The 19,419-nt window shown below is 60.4% G+C and carries 16 protein-coding genes; 6 read left to right on the top strand and 10 right to left on the bottom strand.

Going from position 1 to position 19,419, the window contains the following annotated elements; translation table 11 throughout:
* Positions 1-2: 2 nt before the first annotated feature.
* Positions 3-359, bottom strand: a complete 357-nt coding sequence (locus tag DKB71_RS00410) for an NADH:ubiquinone oxidoreductase (RefSeq protein WP_408599336.1) — start codon at positions 357-359, stop codon at positions 3-5.
* A gap of 26 nt (positions 360-385) precedes the next feature.
* Here DKB71_RS00410 and DKB71_RS00405 point away from each other — a divergent pair, with 26 nt between their 5' ends.
* A complete protein-coding gene (locus DKB71_RS00405) occupies positions 386-1,351 on the top strand; it encodes a CobW family GTP-binding protein (protein WP_408599335.1) in 966 nt (321 codons plus the stop codon).
* Between the two features lie 56 nt (positions 1,352-1,407).
* Here the strand turns inward: DKB71_RS00405 and DKB71_RS00400 are convergent, their stop codons facing one another.
* On the bottom strand, positions 1,408-1,821 hold the full coding sequence (locus tag DKB71_RS00400; protein ID WP_274073754.1) for a DUF3301 domain-containing protein: 414 nt from the start codon (positions 1,819-1,821) through the stop codon (positions 1,408-1,410).
* Between the two features lie 120 nt (positions 1,822-1,941).
* Between DKB71_RS00400 and pdxY the strand changes: the two genes are divergently transcribed.
* Positions 1,942-2,814, top strand: coding sequence for a pyridoxal kinase PdxY (gene pdxY / locus DKB71_RS00395; RefSeq protein WP_408599334.1), 873 nt, complete (start codon positions 1,942-1,944; stop codon positions 2,812-2,814).
* A gap of 43 nt (positions 2,815-2,857) precedes the next feature.
* On the opposite strand, the gene DKB71_RS00390 is transcribed toward pdxY, so the two are convergent.
* A complete protein-coding gene (locus DKB71_RS00390) occupies positions 2,858-3,340 on the bottom strand; it encodes an acyl-CoA thioesterase (protein ID WP_020797950.1) in 483 nt (160 codons plus the stop codon).
* Between the two features lie 239 nt (positions 3,341-3,579).
* On the opposite strand from DKB71_RS00390, the gene DKB71_RS00385 reads away from it, so the two are divergent.
* Positions 3,580-5,343, top strand: coding sequence for a cation:proton antiporter (locus DKB71_RS00385; protein ID WP_408599333.1), 1,764 nt, complete (start codon positions 3,580-3,582; stop codon positions 5,341-5,343).
* A gap of 18 nt (positions 5,344-5,361) precedes the next feature.
* Here the strand turns inward: DKB71_RS00385 and DKB71_RS00380 are convergent, their stop codons facing one another.
* From DKB71_RS00380 to uvrD, 3 genes are all read right to left on the bottom strand, one after another.
* Positions 5,362-5,769, bottom strand: a complete 408-nt coding sequence (locus tag DKB71_RS00380) for an SMI1/KNR4 family protein (RefSeq protein WP_003187120.1) — start codon at positions 5,767-5,769, stop codon at positions 5,362-5,364.
* Positions 5,770-5,907: 138 nt separating this feature from the next.
* The gene (locus DKB71_RS00375) at positions 5,908-6,789 is read right to left on the bottom strand and encodes a Tim44 domain-containing protein (RefSeq protein WP_274073751.1); all 882 of its coding nucleotides are present in this window, start codon (positions 6,787-6,789) and stop codon (positions 5,908-5,910) included.
* Positions 6,790-7,141: 352 nt separating this feature from the next.
* Entirely contained in the window at positions 7,142-9,325 is a 2,184-nt protein-coding gene (gene uvrD / locus DKB71_RS00370) for a DNA helicase II (protein ID WP_274073750.1), read from the bottom strand.
* 257 nt (positions 9,326-9,582) lie between these two features.
* Between uvrD and DKB71_RS00365 the strand changes: the two genes are divergently transcribed.
* Entirely contained in the window at positions 9,583-12,453 is a 2,871-nt protein-coding gene (locus DKB71_RS00365; RefSeq protein WP_408599332.1) for an EAL domain-containing protein, read from the top strand.
* Positions 12,454-12,523: 70 nt separating this feature from the next.
* On the opposite strand, the gene DKB71_RS00360 is transcribed toward DKB71_RS00365, so the two are convergent.
* The 4 genes from DKB71_RS00360 to aspA all read right to left on the bottom strand — a co-directional run bounded on the left by DKB71_RS00360 (position 12,524) and on the right by aspA (position 17,503).
* Positions 12,524-12,838 carry a hypothetical protein gene (locus DKB71_RS00360; protein ID WP_408599331.1) on the bottom strand — a complete coding sequence of 105 codons (315 nt, stop codon included), beginning with the start codon at positions 12,836-12,838 and terminating at the stop codon, positions 12,524-12,526.
* A 172-nt stretch (positions 12,839-13,010) separates the two neighbouring features.
* The gene (locus tag DKB71_RS00355) at positions 13,011-14,015 is read right to left on the bottom strand and encodes an asparaginase (protein WP_408599330.1); all 1,005 of its coding nucleotides are present in this window, start codon (positions 14,013-14,015) and stop codon (positions 13,011-13,013) included.
* A gap of 141 nt (positions 14,016-14,156) precedes the next feature.
* Positions 14,157-15,608, bottom strand: a complete 1,452-nt coding sequence (locus DKB71_RS00350) for an alanine/glycine:cation symporter family protein (RefSeq protein WP_323607390.1) — start codon at positions 15,606-15,608, stop codon at positions 14,157-14,159.
* Positions 15,609-16,078: 470 nt separating this feature from the next.
* The gene (aspA, locus tag DKB71_RS00345) at positions 16,079-17,503 is read right to left on the bottom strand and encodes an aspartate ammonia-lyase (protein ID WP_274073745.1); all 1,425 of its coding nucleotides are present in this window, start codon (positions 17,501-17,503) and stop codon (positions 16,079-16,081) included.
* Between the two features lie 179 nt (positions 17,504-17,682).
* On the opposite strand from aspA, the gene DKB71_RS00340 reads away from it, so the two are divergent.
* Both DKB71_RS00340 and purE read left to right on the top strand, forming a co-directional pair.
* Positions 17,683-18,591, top strand: a complete 909-nt coding sequence (locus tag DKB71_RS00340) for a LysR substrate-binding domain-containing protein (protein WP_046818579.1) — start codon at positions 17,683-17,685, stop codon at positions 18,589-18,591.
* Between the two features lie 332 nt (positions 18,592-18,923).
* Entirely contained in the window at positions 18,924-19,415 is a 492-nt protein-coding gene (gene purE / locus DKB71_RS00335; RefSeq protein WP_034149342.1) for a 5-(carboxyamino)imidazole ribonucleotide mutase, read from the top strand.
* The last annotated feature ends 4 nt before the right edge of the window (positions 19,416-19,419 follow it).

Genomic DNA, 19,419 nt, shown 5'->3' with positions numbered 1-19,419 from the left:
CCTCAAGGCTTGAGCCAGGTTCCCTGGCTCTGGGTTTCGCAAAACGGCTTCAAGTACGCCGCATCCGTGGCAACACCGTAATAGTGAATATCCTGCCGGTAGGGCATATTGGCGACTTGGGCGTTGCTGCACACACCGAACGCCCCACCAGGGCATTGGTCGACGTACTGCACCTCGACTTTCTGCCCTGCAAGGTTTGGCTGGCAGAATCCGTCGGCGAAGAGTTTTTCTGGAATATTGCGGTTCTGCTGGCAGACTTTCACGTCGAGCCGTTCCGCCTGACTGTGGACCACGCACGCCTGGGCCAGCGCCTCGCTGCCATTGAGCGCCAGCAGCAACGACCATCCTATCCACCGCATCCTGACCTCCTCAGACACCTTCGACCATGTTGCAGAACATACCCACCCATGTCATCGCCGGGCCATTGGGCGCCGGCAAGACCAGCCTGATCAAGCACCTGCTGGCACAACGTCCCGCTGGCGAGCGCTGGGCGGTGTTGATCAACGAGTTCGGTCAGATCGGTATCGATGCCGCGTTGTTGACCCGTGATGCCGATGGTATCGCACTGGGTGAAGTGGCCGGGGGCTGTTTATGTTGCGTCAACGGTGCGCCGTTTCAGGTCGGTCTCGGCCGTTTGCTGCGCAAGGCGCGACCGGATCGACTGTTCATCGAGCCGTCCGGGCTGGGGCACCCGGCGCAGTTGCTCAGGCAGTTGCGCGAAGCGCCGTGGCAAGGCGTCCTGAACGTCCAGCCCTGTGTCCTGGTACTGGACGCCCAGGCGCTTGCCGCGGGCAAGCCGCTACCGGCGGCGCAACAGGAAGCGCTGGAGAGCGCCGGCCTGTTGCTGATGAACAAGTCGGAACACCTCGATGAAATCGTTCGTCAGCAACTCGCCGCGCAATTGCCGAGGCGCCCGTTGTACTGGACGCACCAGGCGGCCATGCCTTTGAGCCAATTGCCGGGGCTGGTCGCTCGGGCGGTGGCGGGTGTGGATAACTTCGTGACGCCCAAGGGGCTGGCACAGTTGCCAGCGATCTGGACAGATCCGGCGCTGCCGATTTGCCTGAGCCAGGAGCAGGAGGGCGGGTGGAGCATTGGCTGGCGCTGGCATCCGAGCCAGGCGTTCGACACTGACAGGATCTCTCGGTGGCTCGTTGGCCTTGAATGGCGGCGGGCCAAGTTGGTTATCCACAGCGCCGGGGGGTGGGTGTCGGCGAATGCGTTGGATAATGCGGTGCTGGAATGGAGAATGAGTGAATGGCGGCAGGATTCGCGGATTGAGCTTATTTTCAGTGAGTCGCAGGATGTTGAGGTGCTGCAAAAAGGTCTGGACGGGTGTCGGTTGGGGTGAAGATCAAAAGATCGCAGCCTGCGGCAGCTCCTACAGGGATCGTGGGATCTGTTGATTCAAGGCCGCCACTTGGTGTGTTCCTGACGCCACTGGCTCAGCTCGATCACCTCGGCACGTGGCTTGACCACGTCCACCACCGTGGGGGTGTCGTCGAACGGCACGGGATAAGGCGCCAGCTCGATCTGTGCGCTGTGTGGGCCGAACTGGGTGATGGTACCGTTGTGACGGGTTTCACCGGTGACGGTGAATTCGAAGTTGTAAACGCGGGCCAATCGTCGCCGACCATTGGCATCCTTGATGAACGCGATTTTTTTCAAGGCCACGTTGCCATCCAGCAGCTCGATCCCGAGCTTGGCGCAATGCTGCTTGACCCGCTCCAGTGCGTGTTCGCGCAAGCCATGGTTGTGCCACAGCCAGGCCCCCGCGGTGGCGAACAGCATCAGCACTAAAATATTTCCAAGGGTCAGCATCAACAGGGTGCTCCAACAAGATAGTGTCAGCTTAACTGTGTCGCCGGTCTGTCGTACAGGCTGCGTTTAGTCGCATACTGCGCGGCTTGAATTTCAATCGTTTTACGGATAACTCACCGCATGAAACGTACGCCCCATCTGCTCGCTATCCAGTCCCACGTGGTGTTCGGTCACGCCGGCAACAGTGCCGCGGTTTTCCCGATGCAGCGGGTCGGGGTGAATGTCTGGCCGCTCAATACCGTGCAGTTCTCCAATCACACCCAATATGGCCAGTGGGCCGGTGACGTGCTGGCGCCGCACCAGATTCCCGATCTGGTCGAAGGTATCGCGGCCATTGGCGAGCTGGGTAATTGCGATGCGGTGCTGTCCGGTTATCTCGGCAGTGCGGCCCAGGGCAGGGCGATACTGACGGGGCTGGAGCGAATCAAATCGATCAACCCCAAGGCGCTGTACCTGTGTGACCCGGTGATGGGTCATCCGGAGAAGGGCTGCAGCGTGCCGGCGGAAGTCAGCGATTTCCTGCTGGAGGAGGCCGCCAGCGTGGCCGACTTCATGTGCCCCAATCAACTGGAGCTCGACAGTTTCTCGGGGCGCAAGCCGCAGTCACTGTTCGACTGCCTGGCGATGGCGCGTGCGCTGCTGGCACGTGGGCCGAAGGCGGTACTGGTCAAGCACCTGGACTACCCGGGCAAAAAGGCCGATGTCTTCGAGATGTTGCTGGTGACGGCCGAAGGCAGCTGGCATCTGCAGCGTCCGCTGCTGGCGTTTCCGCGTCAGCCGGTGGGTGTTGGCGACCTGACGTCCGGATTGTTCCTGGCTCGCGTCCTGTTGGGCGACAGCCTGGTGACGGCGTTTGAATTCGCCGCGTCGGCGGTGCATGAGGTGTTGCTGGAAACCCAGGCCAGCGCCAGTTATGAACTGGAGCTGGTTCGGGCGCAGGACCGGATCGCCCATCCGCGGGTGCGGTTCGAGGCGACTCCGATCAGTTTGTAACCGCGTTGCGGCAAAAAGATCGCTGCCTGCGATCTTTGTTGCTTCAGGCGTCGCCCTTGATTTCCTGATAACGCTTTTCCAGCTCCTGACGAATCTGCCGACGTTGCTGGGCCTGCATGTAACGGCGCTTGTCTTCACTGTTGACGGGTTGCAGCGGTGGCACCGGGGCGGGCTTGCGCTGGTCATCCACCGCGACCATGGTGAAGAAGCAGCTGTTGGTATGGCGTACCGAGCGCTCACGGATATTCTCGGTCACCACCTTGATACCCACCTCCATGGAGGTATTGCCGGTGTAGTTGACCGATGCAAGGAAGGTCACCAGTTCACCGACATGGATCGGCTCACGGAAAATCACCTGGTCCACCGACAGTGTCACCACGTAGCGGCCGGCATAACGGCTGGCGCAGGCGTAGGCCACTTCGTCGAGGTACTTGAGCAGGGTGCCGCCGTGCACGTTGCCAGAGAAATTGGCCATGTCGGGGGTCATCAATACTGTCATCGACAGTTGGGCGTTTCCGGGTTCCATAGCGTTCTCACGGGTCAAGGCAAGGTTTGAGGGACGCACCTCTGCGGGCGCTTCAGCGGTTTTTTCAAACCAACAGATATCGGGACGCCGCGCGGGCGACCGTCGTCACGCCCAATCGATCTGTTTCCATATATTGCACCGCCTTTGCGCCCGTAGTCGCGGTGTTACCCTGCAAAAGCCCAGACCAAAGGGAAAAGTCCTACACGAAAAGCGCCATGTCACCCAAGGAGCCCCACGCCATGCATGCCATCAGTTTTATTCAGGACCTGGCAGTGATCATGTTGGTTGCGGGCGTGGTGACCGTGCTTTTCCATCGTTTCAAGCAACCGGTGGTGCTGGGATACATCGTGGCGGGCTTCATCATTGGCCCGCACACGCCGCCGTTCGGCCTGATCCACGACGAAGAAACCATCAAGACCCTGGCTGAGCTGGGGGTGATTTTCCTGATGTTCTGCCTGGGCCTGGAGTTCAGCCTGCGCAAGCTGTTCAAGGTCGGTGCCACGGCGTTTATCGCGGCGTTCCTGGAAATCGTCCTGATGATCTGGATCGGCTACGAAATCGGCCGCTGGTTCGATTGGAGCACCATGGACTCGCTGTTCCTCGGGGCGATCCTGGCCATTTCCTCGACCACCATCATCGTCAAGGCGCTCAATGACCTGAAGATGAAAAACCAGCGTTTTGCGCAGTTGATATTCGGCGTACTGATCGTCGAAGACATCCTGGGCATCGGCATCATCGCCTTGCTTTCGAGTATCGCGGTCAGCGGCACGGTCAGCTCGGGCGAGGTGTTCTCCACCGTCGGCAAGCTGTCGCTGTTCATGATCGTCGCGCTGGTCATCGGCATCCTGCTGGTGCCGCGCCTGCTGGCCTATGTGGCCAAATTCGAAAGCAATGAAATGCTGCTGATCACCGTGCTGGGCCTGTGTTTTGGCTTCTGCCTGCTGGTGGTCAAGCTTGAGTACAGCATGGTGCTCGGTGCGTTCCTGATTGGCGCGATCATGGCTGAGTCGCGGCAGTTGCTGAAAATCGAGCGCCTGATCGAACCGGTTCGCGACCTGTTCAGTGCGATTTTTTTCGTCGCCATCGGCCTGATGCTCGACCCGAAGATCCTGCTGCAATACGCCTGGCCCATTGCCGTGATCACCCTGGCGGTGGTGCTCGGCAAGATGCTGTCCTGCGGCATTGGCGCCTTTATCGCCGGCAACGACGGACGGACCTCACTGCGCGTCGGCATGGGTCTGTCACAGATTGGCGAATTTTCTTTCATCATCGCTTCGCTGGGCATGACCCTGCAGGTCACCAGTAACTTCCTCTATCCGGTGGCCGTGGCGGTTTCAGTGCTCACGACGTTAATGACGCCGTACCTGATCCGCGCAGCAGACCCGCTGTCGATCAAGCTGGCGGCCGTGATGCCGCAGCGCCTGGGCCGCGTATTGGGCATGTATGGCGAATGGCTGCGCAGCATCCAGCCGCAAGGCCAGGGGGCATTGCTGGCCTCGATGATTCGGCGGATCTTGCTGCAGGTGGGGGTCAACCTCGCGCTGGTCATCGCGATCTTCTTTTCCGGCGCGTACTTCGCCGAAGGCATATCCACTTACCTGCAAGGCTGGATCGGCGACCCGAGCTGGCAGAAAGCGTTGATCTGGGGCGGGGCACTGCTGCTGTCGCTGCCATTCCTGATTGCCGCGTATCGCAAGCTCAAGGCATTGTCGATGTTGCTGGCGGAAATGGGCGTCAAACCGGAGATGGCGGGCCGTCACACGCAGCGAGTGCGCCGGGTGATCTCCGAAGTGATCCCGATCCTCTCGCTGCTGGTGATTTTCCTGCTGTTGGCAGCCTTGTCGGCCAGTATTCTGCCGACCAACAAGTTGCTGGTCCTGATCGCCGTGGTCGCGGCCGCCGTAGCGGCGCTGCTGTGGCGCTGGTTCATCCGCGTGCACACACGGATGCAGGTGGCCTTGCTCGATACCCTGGAAAACCACAAGGATTCGCCGGGGCATTGACCAGGTGGGGCGAAGGACTCAGCTTTCCAGCCAGACGTCCCGCGCCCAGTGCCATACCGATTCCCAGGTTTCTTCGGCGATCAGCTCTTCTTCGGCCTGCCAAAGCACCACGGTGCCGTCTTCTTCGACGCAGTAGTAGTCGTCGCCATCCTGGCAGATCGGGATCAGGCTGCGATCGACGCCTGCATCCCAGGCGTTGGCGGCAACGTCCGGCAGGTAGGTGTGGGATTGCGGGTCAGTCACGGTGACTGGTTCCAGGCTGCCATAGACCACGTCGCTGACGGTCAGCAGGAACTCTCTGAAGACGAATGGAATGTCGATGAACAGTTGTTCTTCGATCTCGACCAGCAGATCTTCGTCGGGCAACTCCAAGGGGACCGGTACCGGTTCGTTGGCTTCACGCAGTTGTTCGATGATTTCTTCCACGTCCGGGATCCTCTTGCATGTATGGCGCGGTTTATATGGGGCGGTTTATACAGTAGCTCGCTATAGATGCAACCGCGAAATAGAAAACCCCAGCCGAGGCTGGGGTTTTTATTACAGCAAGTGAAGCGCGGAGGAGAATCAGCCGTTCTGGCGGATACCGGCCACCAGCCAAGGCTGGTTTTCGCCCTGTGCACGTTCCATGTTCCAGCTTTCGCTGAACACTTCGCCCTGGTCGAAACGCGAGGTTTTCGACACGCCGCTGAAGGTCAGGGTGGCGATGGTCTTGTCGGCGCGATCATCCACACCGTCCAGTTGCACAACGAGGTTATCGATGTAGGTGGACTGGAAGCCGTCACCCAGGTCGGCGCGTTCGCGCTTGAGGAACTCCAGCATCTGCGGGGTCACGAACTCGGAGATCTTGTCCATTTCGTTGGCGTCCCAGTGCTGCTGCAGGGACTGGAAGTGGTTACGGGCCGCTTCAATGAAGTTCTTCTCATTGAACCAGGCTGGCGCATTGATTACCGGACGAGCGGCAACCGGTGCAGCCGAACCGCCGAAGATCGAACCACCAGCAGGTTTCTGTTCGAAGGCTTCACGCTGCATCGGCGGGGCATAGCCAGCCGGAGCCATGTGCGCCTGCTGCTTGCGACGACGAGCGGCGATGAAGCGGAAGACCAGGAACGCGATGACCGCCATGATCAGGATGTCGAAGATCTGCATGCCCTGGAAACCGTCGCCCATGAACATGGAAGCCAGCAGGCCACCGGCGGCGATACCGGCCAGAGGGCCGAGCCAGCGCGAAGCGCCACCGGCCTTGGCGGCGGCGCCAGCGGCACCGGCTGCACCAGCGGTCGCTGCTGCGCCGCCCATGCCTGGAGAAGAAGGAGCCATCTGGCTGGTTTGATGTGTCGGCGCAGCGCCTGCGCTTTTGCCACCACCAAAGCGCTTGGCGGCATTGGCGTCGAGGCTCATCGTCAGGCCGATGCACAACGCCATGGCGATGCTAAGAAAACGTTTCATATAGGGAATTCCCATTTGTGGAAGGCACGCGCGCCATGTTGCACAGCTGAAGTGTTACTGGCTAGCGGCAGAGTGTTTCGGGCTTTTGCCTGACAGGTTGCATTCAGCTTCAATCAGCGCAATAGGGCCTGTTAACTTTGGTCTGTAGGATAAGTAAATAAGTTCTGTAGGAAAGGATACCTAGCGTCGCAGCGCGAGCAGGATGACGCCCGCCGTGATCATGCCTATGCCAGCGCCGCGTAACCTTGTGGGAGCGGGCTTGCTCGCGAAGAACGATAACGCGGTGTTCCTGACGAACCGCGGTGCGACCTTCGCGAGCAAGCCCGCTCCCACATGGGTTCTCAGGCGTTCCTTAGATCGCTTCCAGCTTCGCGTACCCCAGCATCAACCACTTGCTGCCTTCGCTGAAGTTCACCTGGACCCGAGCCGCCGCGCCTGCGCCTTCGAAGTTGAGGATCACGCCGTCACCGAAGATCGAGTGGCGCACAGTCTGGCCCAGGCTGAAGCCGGTCTGCGGAATCTCGCTGCCGCTGAACAGGTTGCTGCCGCTCATCGACTGGTTGCCACCGAACGGACGGCTGACGCTGTTGGACAGCCGCACCTCCTGGATCAGGCCCTTGGGCACTTCGCGTACGAAGCGCGACACCTTGTTGTAGGTCTCGCTGCCGTACAGGCGTCGGGTTTCAGCATAAGTCATCACAAGGTTCTGCATGGCCCGAGTGATGCCGACATAGGCCAGGCGACGCTCTTCCTCAAGACGGCCGGGTTCTTCCAGGCTCATCTTGTGCGGGAACAGGCCTTCTTCCATGCCCACCAGGAACACATAGGGGAATTCCAGGCCCTTGGCACTGTGCAGGGTCATCAGCTGAATGCTGTCTTCGTGTTCGTCGGCCTGGGTATCGCCGGCTTCCAGCGAGGCGTGACCGAGGAAAGCCGCCAGTGGCGTCAGGTCCTCGTCCTCTTCGCTGTTTTCGAAGTTGCGCGCGGCGCTGACCAGTTCCTCAAGGTTTTCTACCCGCGCCTGGCCTTTCTCGCCTTTTTCCGCTTCGTGGTAGGCGATCAGTCCCGACTGCTCGATGACGGTCTGGGTCATCAGGTGCAACGGCATGTCCATGCACTTGGCGGCGAGGTTCTCGATCAACTCGACAAACGCCCCCAGCGCGCTGGCTGCGCGGCCGGTAACGCCTTTGTTGGCCACCAGCTGACGCATCGCTTCCCACATCGACACATCGCTGTGGCGGGCATGGTCGCGGATCGCTTCGACGGTTTTTTCGCCGATGCCCCGGGCCGGCACGTTGATCACCCGCTCCAGCGCGGCATCGTTGCCACGGCCTTCGAGCAGGCGAAGGTAGGCCATGGCGTTCTTGATTTCAGCGCGTTCGAAGAAACGCTGGCCGCCATAGATGCGGTACGGAATGCGCTCGCGCAGCAAGGCTTCTTCCAACACGCGCGATTGGGCGTTAGAACGGTACAGGATCGCGATATCGCTGCGAGCCAAGCCGGTTTTCAGCGCACTTTCGATGGTTTCGACAACGTAGCGAGCTTCATCGTGTTCGTTGAACGCGGCGTACAGGTTGATGGCTTCGCCGTCGCCGCCATCGGTCCACAGCTCTTTGCCCAAGCGCCCGGTGTTGTTGGCGATCAAGGCGTTGGCGGCCTTGAGGATGCCGGCGGTGGAGCGGTAGTTCTGTTCCAGGCGAATGGTTTCAGCGTCCGGGAAATCTTCGGAGTACTGGTAGATGTTCTCGATTTTCGCGCCACGCCAGCCATAGATCGACTGGTCGTCGTCGCCGACCACCATCAGGCTGTCGCCACCCTTGGCCAGCAGGCGCAACCAGGCGTACTGCACGGCGTTGGTGTCCTGGAACTCGTCCACCAGAATGTGCCGGAAGCGCTTCTGATAATGCGCCAGCAGGCCAGGGTGATCACGCCACAGGTCGAGGGCGCGCAGCAGCAATTCGGAGAAGTCGATCACACCGGCGCGCAGGCAAGCGGCCTCGTAGGCCTCATAGATGCCGCGCATGGTCGCCAGGAACAGATCGCCGCTGGCTTGAATGTGTTGTGGGCGCAGGCCTTCGTCTTTCTGTCCGTTGATGAACCACTGGGCCTGACGGGCGGGCCAGCGTTGTTCGTCCAGGCCGAGCTCGCGGATCACCCGCTTGACCAGGCGTTGCTGGTCGTCGCTGTCGAGAATCTGAAAGGTCTGGCTCAAGCCCGCTTCCTGCCAGTGCGCCCGCAGCAAGCGGTGCGCCAGGCCGTGGAAGGTGCCGACCCACATACCGGCCGGGTTGATACCCATCAGCTGCTCGATGCGATGGCGCATCTCGGCAGCAGCCTTGTTGGTAAAGGTCACCGACAGGATGGAGTGGGGCGAGGCGTTTTCGACCTGGATCAACCAGGCGATACGGTGCACCAGCACTCGGGTTTTACCGGAACCAGCACCGGCCAGGACCAACTGACGACCCACGGGGGCAGCTACGGCCTGGCGTTGGGCATCGTTGAGGGAGTTCAGCAGAAGGGAGAGATCATCGCGCATCGGGGCATTCTAGGGGGCCGCGTCAGCTCGGGCAAACCCCGCTTTGCTTTAGCCGATGAAAGTTACCCATGGACGACCGGTCGGTCATCGGCTGCAAGCGTTGGCCAGCCCCGCTTGAAGGCATTCTGCCACGTCTGGCAGTCGACAATTTTTGTCTGTTTTTTGATCGGTAGCGGTTTGGTCCGGGCATTGCGTTGTGTATGCTCCGTCGACGTTTCGGGCTCATGCTCATCATTATAAGAACAAGAACACTGCCTATGACCCTCAGCTTCGACCTGTCGGGCCCTACTGTGGAGCCCCGGGTTATTCGTAAACGATACGCCATGGAAATGGCGGTCGAACGCACGCGTCTGCTGTACCAGGGTTCCTTGCTGCCCACACTGTTCATGTTGATCAATGGCCTGGTGTGCGCCGGTTTGCTCTGGAGTCCGCAGCGTTACTTCCTGGTCAGTGTCTGGCTGGTGTGGTTGCTGTCGCTGGTGGCATTGCGGGTGATCCAGGTGGCGGCCTTCGATTCGGCGATTCCCAACCGCCAGGCGCATCCGATCTGGCGACGCATGTTTCTGCTGGGCTCGGGTCTCACTGGCCTGACCCTGGCCGGTGCCGGTATTGCCCTGGTTCCCGGCGATAACTTCATTCAACAAGCGTGGGTCTTCGGCCTGATCGGTGCCGCGGCGCTGTCGGCCAGCGTGGCCTACGCGGTGAGTTTGCCGGCGTTCCTGTCCTTCACCTTGCCCTGCCTGTTGCCGGCCATCGCCTATATGTTCTGGGGCGGGGACGACCAGCAACACGGTTGGGGCTGGTTCGGCCTGATTTTGCTGGGCGCTTTGAGTGTGGTCGCCTGGCAAGTGAATCGGTTGATCGATCGTGGGATGTTGCGCCGCTTTCAGAATCAGGCGCTGATCGAGCATCTGCAGCAAGTGCAGAACTGCAGCGACCAGCTCAATCAGAAGCTGACCCGGGAAATCGACCAGCGTCGGCGTGCCGAAGACGAATTGCGCGAGATCCAGGTCGATCTGGAAAGCCGTGTCGCCCAGCGCAGTCTGGAGCTGGACGCGGCCAACCAGGCGCTGAGCAAGAGTGAGGCGCGCCTGGCGCTGGCATTGAAGGCCAGCGAACTGGGGCTGTGGGACTGGAACCTGCAAACCGACGAGGTCCATCACACGCAGATCCAGGAATTGTTCGGTCTTGAGCCGGAACAGGTGACGGCTATCCTGCGCCACCTCAAGCCCCGCCTGCACCCCGACGATCTGCCTGCATTGAAAAGGGCGTTGGTCGAGCATTTGAAGGGCCGCACCGAGGACTACCAGATCGAGTATCGCGTGCGGCATGGCGCTGGCCACTGGGTGTGGATCGAAGACCGTGGGCGGGCGGTCGAACGTGCCGACAACGGGCGGGTGATTCGCATGGTGGGCACGCGGCGCGATATCAGTGCCAGCAAGGCCCAGGAGGAGCAACGGCAGTTGGCGGCGACGGTGTTCGAGGCCGCCAGCGAAGGTATCGTGATTTTCGATCCGGGTTATGCCCTGCTTGCGGTCAATCAAGCCTTCAGCCGGGTCACTGGCTATAAAATCGAGGAGATGCTTGGGCGCAACGTGGTCGAGTTGCCCTGCAGTCGTGATGCGCGACGGCATTACGGTGCGATCCATCAAGCGCTGGAGCAGCACGGCAGTTGGCAGGGTGAACTGGTGGAAACCCGCAAGAACGGCGAGATGTATCCACAATTTCTGCAATTGAATGCAGTACGCGATGTGCGGGGCAATGTCAGTCATATCGTGGGCTTCTTCGCCGATCTCTCGGCACGGCGAGAATCCGAAGAGCGCATGCGCTACCTGACCCATTACGACGAACTCACGGGGCTGGCCAATCGCTCGATGTTCCGCGAACGGCTGGGCGAGGCGCATCAGCGGGTGCGTCAGGGCGGTTATCGCAGCCTGGCGTTGTTGCACATCAATCTGGATCGTTTCAAGCAGCTCAACGACAGCCTGGGGCACGAAGTGGCCGATCAGCTGTTGCAGAAGATGGCCCGGCGCCTGGTCAATGCATTACCTGAGGCAGACACCATCGCGCGCTTGTCCGGCGATGAATTCGCCGTGCTGTTCAATGCCTACGGCAACCTCTCCAGTCTGGCGCGGGTGGCGACACGCCTGGCGGCCAAATTGCGTCTGCCGGTGACTGTCGAGGGTCATGAGCTGGTGGTCAGTGCTTCCATGGGCATCAGCCTGTTGCCGGATAACGCCCGGGAAATATCCGCATTGGTCAGTCAGTCGAACATGGCCATGCAGCACGCCAAGCATTTGGGCGGTAACAATTTCCAGTTCTACACCGATAGCTTGCAAACCAGCACCCTTGAGCGCTTGCAGCTGGAAAACCATCTGCGTAAAGCGGTTGAAGAGAAACAGCTGAAGGTGTTCTACCAACCAAAACTGTGCCTCGCCACGGGCAGGCTCAATGCCGCCGAGGCCCTTGTGCGCTGGGACCACCCGACCATGGGGCGGGTGCCGCCGGGGGATTTCATCGGTCTGGCGGAGGAGACCGGGTTGATCGGCCCGATCGGCGAGTTCGTCTTGCGCCAGGCCTGCTGGCAAGCCTGTGAGTGGCAACGCCTGGGACTCGAGGCGATTCGGGTGTCGGTCAATCTGTCGGTGCATCAATTGCGCCAGGGCAAGCTGGTCAGCCTGGTACGTCAGGTCCTGGAAGAAACCGGACTGGCGCCGCATTACCTGGAGCTGGAACTGACCGAAAGCCAGTTGCTCGACAGCGTCGAGCACATTATCGCGACGTTCCAGCAACTGCGTGATCTGGGGGTGAAGCTGGCGATCGATGATTTTGGCACCGGCTATTCGTCCCTGAGCTACCTCAAGCGCATCCCCGTGGATTACGTGAAGATCGATCAGGCGTTTATTCGCGGCCTGGGAGAGGGCACGGAGGATGCGGCGATTACCCGGGCGATTATTGCCATGGCCCACGGCTTGAAATTGAAAGTGGTGGCTGAAGGCGTGGAGCGACTGGAGCAGCTGGAGTTTTTGCAGGCTGAACGCTGTGATGAAGTGCAGGGCTATCTGATCAGCCGGCCGGTTGAGGCGCAGGCTCTGGCGGATTTGCTACGAGCGCAAGGCGTAAGTTAGCGACGAAGTTTCCCGCCAGGCACCTGGCGTGTCTGGCGGGAAATTCTATAGCGTGGGAAATACACTGCTCTTAATGGGTAATCATTACTTCACTTATATGGTGCAGTAATTTTCCATCATGGAAGATGCTGACGCCGGTGACGTTTGAGTTGCCCATTTCTTTGTACTCGACAAACTTGTCTGTTAGAACCTGCAGCGACATGTCGCTTGATTCTTCGAGTAGCAGGTCCAGGCGTATATTAGTGGTCTTGTCTTGCCGTGCACTCAGGACCAGCGTTGGTGTAACGCCACTATTGGCGACCGTTACGGTGCCGTAGGTGCGGAAAGAAGCAGCGCCCGGCATCCGGTCTATTTGTGCGGTCCAGCCTTTGGATGAAATGCTCATTATATGTAACTCCTGTAATCAAGTTTAGGTGCGTCCTGCCTGAGCAAAGGTATCTAACTTGACTTTGTTGTGGGAGTTATAATTGCATCGTATTTGTAAAGTTGTATGTTCGAAGTGGCGGCTCAAGTTCTCGAAAAGAACTTGAGCGCACTCATTGTGAGGGATGTATATATCAAGCCAGCTCGCCACACAGGTCCCATTCGACCAGTCGCCGAACCTCGGAAGGTTCAAGTCCTGCACCTAGCAAGCCATGCAGTTTGCCGAACGCTGCTTCACGGGTCATGCCGCCACCTGAAAGCACACCGGCCACCCGCAAACGACTACCCGCCTCATAAACGTCCAGCTCTACGCCGCCTTCGTGGCATTGCGTGACTGCCACCACCACGACGCCCGCGTCCCGTGCCCGTTCCAGGCTGGCGAGAAAACCCGGGTTGTCGCTCGGACCGGTACCGCTGCCATAGCACTCCAGCACCAGGCCCTGAATGCCGCTGTCGATCAGGCCATCCAGAATTTCGGCGTCGATGCCGGGAAACAACGGCAGCACGCCGACTTTCGCCAGTTGTCTGCCCTGGTTGTAATTCAGCTGTGGCGGCAGGGAGTCGACCTTCACACCACCACCCTGACGTTCCAGGCGCTTGAACGGATGCCGGCCAAAACTGCGCACCTTGGCGCAACGGGTCGGGTCCAGCAGTTCGCCGTGGAAGTACAGGTGCACGCCCGGCGCCAAGCCTTGGCCCAAAGCAACCAGCGCGCCGCCCAGGTTTTCCCAGGCATCGCTGTCGGTTACGCCGGCCGGCAGCATCGAGCCGGTAAAGCACACGCGGGCGTGCAGGCCGAGCAATTGAAAACTCATGGCGGCGGCACTGTAGGCCAGAGTGTCGGTGCCGTGCAGGATCAGAACGCTGTCGCAACCCTGCACGTCCACGGCGTCGACCACCGCTTCACGCAATTGCTGCCAATACGCCGGGGTCATGTTGGCGCTGTCGATCAGCGGCGACATCTCGCGAAAGCGCCATTGCGGAACCACCAGATCAGGCTGGCTGTGCAGGTATTCGCGCATCCGCGCTTCGAAACCGGATGCCGGCGCCAGGCCGTGTTCGCTGGCTTGCATGCCAATGGTGCCGCCGGTGTAGAGCACCATGACGTGCTGGGCGGCAGGGTAGGTCGAGGAATTCATGGGGGTGCTCCGATAACGATGAGTTCCTGTGTGGGAGCGGGCTTGCTCGCGAAGAGGGAGTGTCAGTCAACATTGATGTTGCCTGACACACCGCTTTCGCGAGCAAGCCCGCTCCCACAAGGGATAACGCACTTTAACCGATCAGCGTTGCGCTGCGGGCACGCCCTGTGACTCGGCTTCAGCCTTGGTGATGGCGGCTGGCGGATTGGCTGGCCAGGCTTGGCGATCCAGGTCCAGGTCGGGGAACTTGCTCGAGTCGAACACCGGGGTCTTGATCCCGGCCGCGCGCTGGTCATCGTAGTCACGCAGGATGCGCATGCCGACCTTGAACAGCAGGAACAGCGCGATCAGGTTGACGAACGCCAGCATCGTCATGGTGATGTCGGCAAAGGCGAACACGGTCCCGAGGTTTTCGATGGCGCCCCAGAAAATCAGGACCAGCACCAGCGCACGGTAGCCCATCAGTGCCTTGCGGTTTTCACCGATCAGGAAGCGCAGGTTGCTCTCGCCCAGGTAGTAGTTGTAGAGGATCGAGGTGAACACGAACAACGCCAGCGCCACGGAAATGAACATCCGGCCCCAGTCACCGACCACGGCGGCGAGGGAGTTCTGGGTCAGGGCTATGCCGTCGCCTTCGAAACCCGGGGTATAGAAGCCCGAGAGCAGGATCAGCAAGGCCGTGCAGGTGCAGATCACGAAGGTGTCAAGGAACACACTGAACGCCTGGACCACCCCTTGTGCGACCGGATGCTCGACCGCAGCCACCGCGGCCACGTTCGGCGCGCTGCCAAGGCCGGCCTCGTTGGCGAACACGCCGCGCTTGACTCCCATGATGATGGCGCTGCCGATCAGGCCGCCAAATGCCTGGTCCAGGCCGAAGGCGCTCTTGACGATGGTCATCAGCATGCCCGGCACCTGATCAAACTGCAGCACGATCACGTAGATGGTCACGCCGATGTACACCAGGGTCTTCACCGGAACCAGCAGGTCAGCGACCTTGGCGATGCGCTTGATCCCGCCGATGAACACCAGGCCCAGCAGCACGGCCAGGCCAAGGCCGGTCCAGGTGGTGTCGAGGCCGAACGCGTTGTTCAGAGAGTGGGTCACGGCATGGGATTGCAGGCCGTTGAAGGCGAAGCCGAAGGTAACCAGCAGCAGGAACGCCATGATCATCCCCAGCCAGCGCTTTTGCAGGCCGTGCTGGATGTAGTAGGAAGGGCCGCCGCGGAACTGGCCTTCGCTGTCGCAGCGCTTGTAGAGCTGGCCGAGGGAGCATTCGAAGAAGCTGCTCGACATGCCGACCAGTGCGGTCACCCACATCCAGAACACGGCACCGGGGCCACCCAGTGTCACGGCAATGCCGACACCGGCAATGTTGCCTGCACCGACACGCCCGGCCAGGCTGAGCATCAAGGCCTGGAAGGAACTGAGTTGACCGGCACTGCTTTTGAGGCTGTCGCGGAAGACCGCGAACATATGGAAGAAGTGACGCAATTGAACGAAACGCGAGCGGATCGTGAAGTAGCTACCGAGCCCGACAATGAGCACGATCAGTACTTTGCCGGAGAGGAAGTCGTTGATGACTTCGAGCATGGATATTCCTCGCTGTTTTTTGTGGGGGCAGATGCTGGCCGGACAGAAACATCGCGTTACACCCGCGGGCGCACGGCACAACAGGTGGGTCGATGTTCGTCCCGGTTTCATATCGCGGGTTTGTTATTAGTTCGGGTTTCGCATGGGTTGTGGTCTCGCTACCGACGACCGCCTACGCGAAGAGGGGCGGCACTATACCGATGAGAGTGCCGTCCGTCTGCACGGTTGTGGTGCATGCGGTGAAACGAAGGGGATTTCGAAGGGTCTTGAGGGCCTCTTCGCTGGCAAGCCAGCTCCTACAGGTGGTTGGTGTTCACCCTGTCCTTGTAGGCGCTGGCTTGCCAGCGAAAAGGCCAGCAAAAGCACCACAAGTTCCGAGTAAAAAAAAGGGCCTGGAGAATGATCTCCAAGCCCTCAAAAGGTGAGAGGTGTCTAGTCCCTCGACCTGGTGAGCGGTATTACAACGATGGTCAGGCTTTAAGCGGGACCAGACGCGGGGCAATCATGTTTTCCGGGCGCAGGATGTCGGCGAGCATGGCGTCGTCGAGCAGGCCTTCTTCACGCACCAGTTCCAGCACGCCGCGGCCGCTTTCGAGGGCGATACGGGCGATGCGGGTGGCGTTTTCATAACCGATGTACGGGTTCAGCGCGGTGACCAGGCCGATCGAGTGCTCGACCAGTTCACGGCAGCGTTCTTCGTTGGCGGTGATGCCGGTGATGCAATGCTCGCGCAGCATGTCCATGGCGCGTTGCAGCAGGCGGATCGAGTCGAAGATCTTGAAGGCGATCAGCGGCTCCATCACGTTCAATTGCAGCTGGCCGCCTTCGGCCGCGATGGTCAGGGCCAGGTCGTTGCCGATGATCTGGAATGCCACCTGGTTCACGGCTTCCGGGATAACCGGGTTGACCTTGCCTGGCATGATCGAGCTGCCTGGCTGACGCGCTGGCAGGTTGATTTCGTTGATGCCGGTGCGTGGGCCGCTGGACAGCAGGCGCAGGTCGTTGCAGATCTTCGACAGCTTGACCGCGGTACGCTTGAGCATGCCGGAGAACAGCACGAAGGCGCCCATGTCCGAGGTGGCTTCGATCAGGTCGGCCGCCGGTACCAGCGGGTGACCGCTGATGGTGGCCAGGCGCTGAACGGCCAGGTGCTGGTAACGCGGGTCGGCGTTGATGCCGGTGCCGATCGCGGTGCCGCCCAGGTTCACTTCGGTCAGCAGTTCGGGTGCCAGCGTCTTCAGGCGTGCCAGGTCTTCGCCCAAGGTGGTGGCGAAGGCGCGGAATTCCTGGCCAAGGGTCATCGGCACGGCGTCTTGCAGCTGGGTACGACCCATCTTCAGGACGTGGCTGAATTCTTCACCTTTGGCGGCGAACGACTGGATCAGGCTGTCGAGGCTGGCCAGCAGCGCGTCGTGACCCAAGAGCAGACCCAGGCGAATTGCCGTCGGGTAGGCGTCGTTGGTCGACTGCGCCATGTTCACGTCGTTGTTCGGGTGCAGGTACTGGTACTCGCCTTTCTCGTGACCCATTGCTTCGAGAGCAATGTTGGCAATCACTTCGTTGGCGTTCATGTTGGTGGAAGTACCGGCGCCGCCTTGAATCATGTCCACCACGAATTCTTCGTGGAAATCGCCGCGGATCAGACGGGCACAGGCTTCGCTGATGGCAGCGTGCTTGGCTTCGCTCAGGTGACCCAGCTCGCGGTTGGCGTCAGCGGCAGCTTGCTTGACCATGGCCAGGCCGACTACCAGCTTCGGGTAATGCGAAATCGGAACGCCCGAGAGACGGAAGTTGTTCACCGCTCGCAGGGTCTGGATGCCGTAATATGCTTGAGCCGGTACTTCGAGTACGCCAAGCAGGTCTTTTTCTGTGCGGAATGATGCAGCGGAGGACATGATAGAAATCATCTCAATATGGACCCGGGCTGTGCCGGAACACTGCAAATGCTAGGCTTGTGGAGAATTTTGGGCCAATGCTATTAAACACTGGCCTATGCATATTCGGCATAATGTCGATGTGACGCCGTGTTCGCGGTGAGCGTGTGACCTAAATTGGTGCGTTCCGGGAGGACGTGATGAATCTGGAAAGTAAATGGCTGGAGGACTTCAGTGCCCTGGCCGCCACCCGCAGTTTCTCCCAGGCAGCGGAACGCCGTTTCGTGACTCAACCGGCCTTTAGCCGCCGGATCCGTAGCCTTGAAGCCGCGCTGGGGCTCACCTTGGTCAACCGCTCGCGCACGCCGGTGGAGCTGACGGCGGCGGGCCAGCTGTTTCTGGTCACCGCGCGCACCGTGGTCGAGCAGCTCGGTGAAGTGCTGCGACACCTGCATCATCTGGAAGGCGGCCAGGGCGAAGTGATGCAGGTCGCGGCGGCGCACTCATTGGCACTGGGTTTTTTCCCGCGCTGGATCGCGCAACTGCGCAATGAAGGGTTGAACATCGCTACACGGCTGGTGGCGACCAACGTCGGCGACGCCGTGCACGCGCTGCGGGAAGGTGGATGCGACCTGATGCTGGCGTTCTACGATCCGGATGCCGCCATGCAGATGGACCCTGAGATCTTTCCTTCCCTGCACCTTGGGCATACCGAAATGCTCCCGGTGTGCGCGGCAGATGAGCAGGGCAAGCCCCTGTTCGATCTGGAGGGCGAGGCCAGCGTGCCGTTGCTGGCCTACAGCGCGGGAGCGTTTCTCGGGCGTTCGGTCAATGGCTTGCTGCGCCAACGCGCGCTGCGCTTTACCACGGTGTATGAAACCGCCATGGCCGATAGCCTCAAGAGCATGGCGCTGGAAGGGCTGGGGATTGCCTGGGTGCCGCAACTGAGTGTGCGCGCCGAGCTGGCGCGCGGTGAACTGGTGGTGTGCGGTGGCCCGCAATGGCATGTGCCGTTGGAGATCCGTTTGTACCGCTGCGCGTTGGTGCGCAAGGCGAATGTGCGGTTGTTGTGGCGCAAGCTGGAAGGTGGCGCTGCCCAAAGTACCTGAGACCGCGGAAACTCAAATGTGGGAGCGGGTTTGCTCGCGAATGCGGTATGTCAGGCAGCATTGATGTTGACTGACCCACCGCTTTCGCGAGCAAGCCCGCTCCCACAGGAGATTTGTGCTGTATTCCATTGACCTGGGAGTCAATAAAACCGGGACTTTGCGCCGTATGACAGATGGTCGCAACAGGGGCTGTTTATCTGCTGTATTGAGGTATACTGCGCGGCCTTCGGCCGGTTACGACCGGCCATAATTCGTACAATCAAGCCACGCATTTTGCGTGGCTTGTTGTTTTTTGATGCGCCTGCGGGCGCCCAGAGAGAAGAGGCACGACGATGAGTGCATTGGTTGGCGTGATCATGGGCTCCAAGTCCGATTGGTCCACCCTTAGCCACACCGCCGATATGCTGGAAAAGCTCGGCATCCCCTACGAGGTGAAAGTGGTCTCTGCCCACCGCACCCCGGACCTGCTCTTCCAGTACGCTGAAGAAGCCGAGGCGCGTGGCATCGAGGTGATCATCGCCGGTGCCGGTGGCGCAGCCCACTTGCCTGGCATGTGTGCGGCCAAGACCCACCTTCCGGTGCTGGGCGTGCCGGTGCAGTCGGCGATGCTCTCGGGCGTCGATTCGCTGCTCTCGATCGTGCAGATGCCAGCAGGTATTCCGGTCGCCACCCTGGCCATCGGCAAGGCCGGTGCGATCAACGCAGCCCTGCTGTCGGCGAGTATCCTGGGCGCCAAGCACCCGCAGTTCCACGAAGTACTGAAAACCTTCCGTGCTGAGCAGACAGACAGCGTCCTGGAAAATCCAGACCCACGCATCGCCTGAGGTT

The sequence above is a fragment of the Pseudomonas sp. PLMAX genome (assembly GCF_046042685.1).
Lineage (GTDB): Bacteria > Pseudomonadota > Gammaproteobacteria > Pseudomonadales > Pseudomonadaceae > Aquipseudomonas > Aquipseudomonas putida_AE.
This window is presented reverse-complemented; position numbering and strand designations above follow the sequence as displayed.

What these genes read in the sequence shown, in the direction of transcription:
- pdxY (WP_408599334.1), top strand. Translation starts at nt 1,942, where the DNA reads ATGAAACGTACGCCCCATCTGCTCGCTATCCAGTCCCACGTGGTGTTC.
- DKB71_RS00360 (WP_408599331.1), bottom strand. Translation starts at nt 12,838, where the DNA reads ATGAGCATTTCATCCAAAGGCTGGACCGCACAAATAGACCGGATGCCG.
- DKB71_RS00400 (WP_274073754.1), bottom strand. Translation starts at nt 1,821, where the DNA reads ATGCTGACCCTTGGAAATATTTTAGTGCTGATGCTGTTCGCCACCGCG.
- DKB71_RS00405 (WP_408599335.1), top strand. Translation starts at nt 386, where the DNA reads ATGTTGCAGAACATACCCACCCATGTCATCGCCGGGCCATTGGGCGCC.
- purE (WP_034149342.1), top strand. Translation starts at nt 18,924, where the DNA reads ATGAGTGCATTGGTTGGCGTGATCATGGGCTCCAAGTCCGATTGGTCC.
- DKB71_RS00390 (WP_020797950.1), bottom strand. Translation starts at nt 3,340, where the DNA reads ATGGAACCCGGAAACGCCCAACTGTCGATGACAGTATTGATGACCCCC.
- DKB71_RS00365 (WP_408599332.1), top strand. Translation starts at nt 9,583, where the DNA reads ATGACCCTCAGCTTCGACCTGTCGGGCCCTACTGTGGAGCCCCGGGTT.
- DKB71_RS00375 (WP_274073751.1), bottom strand. Translation starts at nt 6,789, where the DNA reads ATGAAACGTTTTCTTAGCATCGCCATGGCGTTGTGCATCGGCCTGACG.
- aspA (WP_274073745.1), bottom strand. Translation starts at nt 17,503, where the DNA reads ATGTCCTCCGCTGCATCATTCCGCACAGAAAAAGACCTGCTTGGCGTA.
- uvrD (WP_274073750.1), bottom strand. Translation starts at nt 9,325, where the DNA reads ATGCGCGATGATCTCTCCCTTCTGCTGAACTCCCTCAACGATGCCCAA.
- DKB71_RS00355 (WP_408599330.1), bottom strand. Translation starts at nt 14,015, where the DNA reads ATGAATTCCTCGACCTACCCTGCCGCCCAGCACGTCATGGTGCTCTAC.
- DKB71_RS00385 (WP_408599333.1), top strand. Translation starts at nt 3,580, where the DNA reads ATGCATGCCATCAGTTTTATTCAGGACCTGGCAGTGATCATGTTGGTT.
- DKB71_RS00410 (WP_408599336.1), bottom strand. Translation starts at nt 359, where the DNA reads ATGCGGTGGATAGGATGGTCGTTGCTGCTGGCGCTCAATGGCAGCGAG.
- DKB71_RS00340 (WP_046818579.1), top strand. Translation starts at nt 17,683, where the DNA reads ATGAATCTGGAAAGTAAATGGCTGGAGGACTTCAGTGCCCTGGCCGCC.
- DKB71_RS00350 (WP_323607390.1), bottom strand. Translation starts at nt 15,608, where the DNA reads ATGCTCGAAGTCATCAACGACTTCCTCTCCGGCAAAGTACTGATCGTG.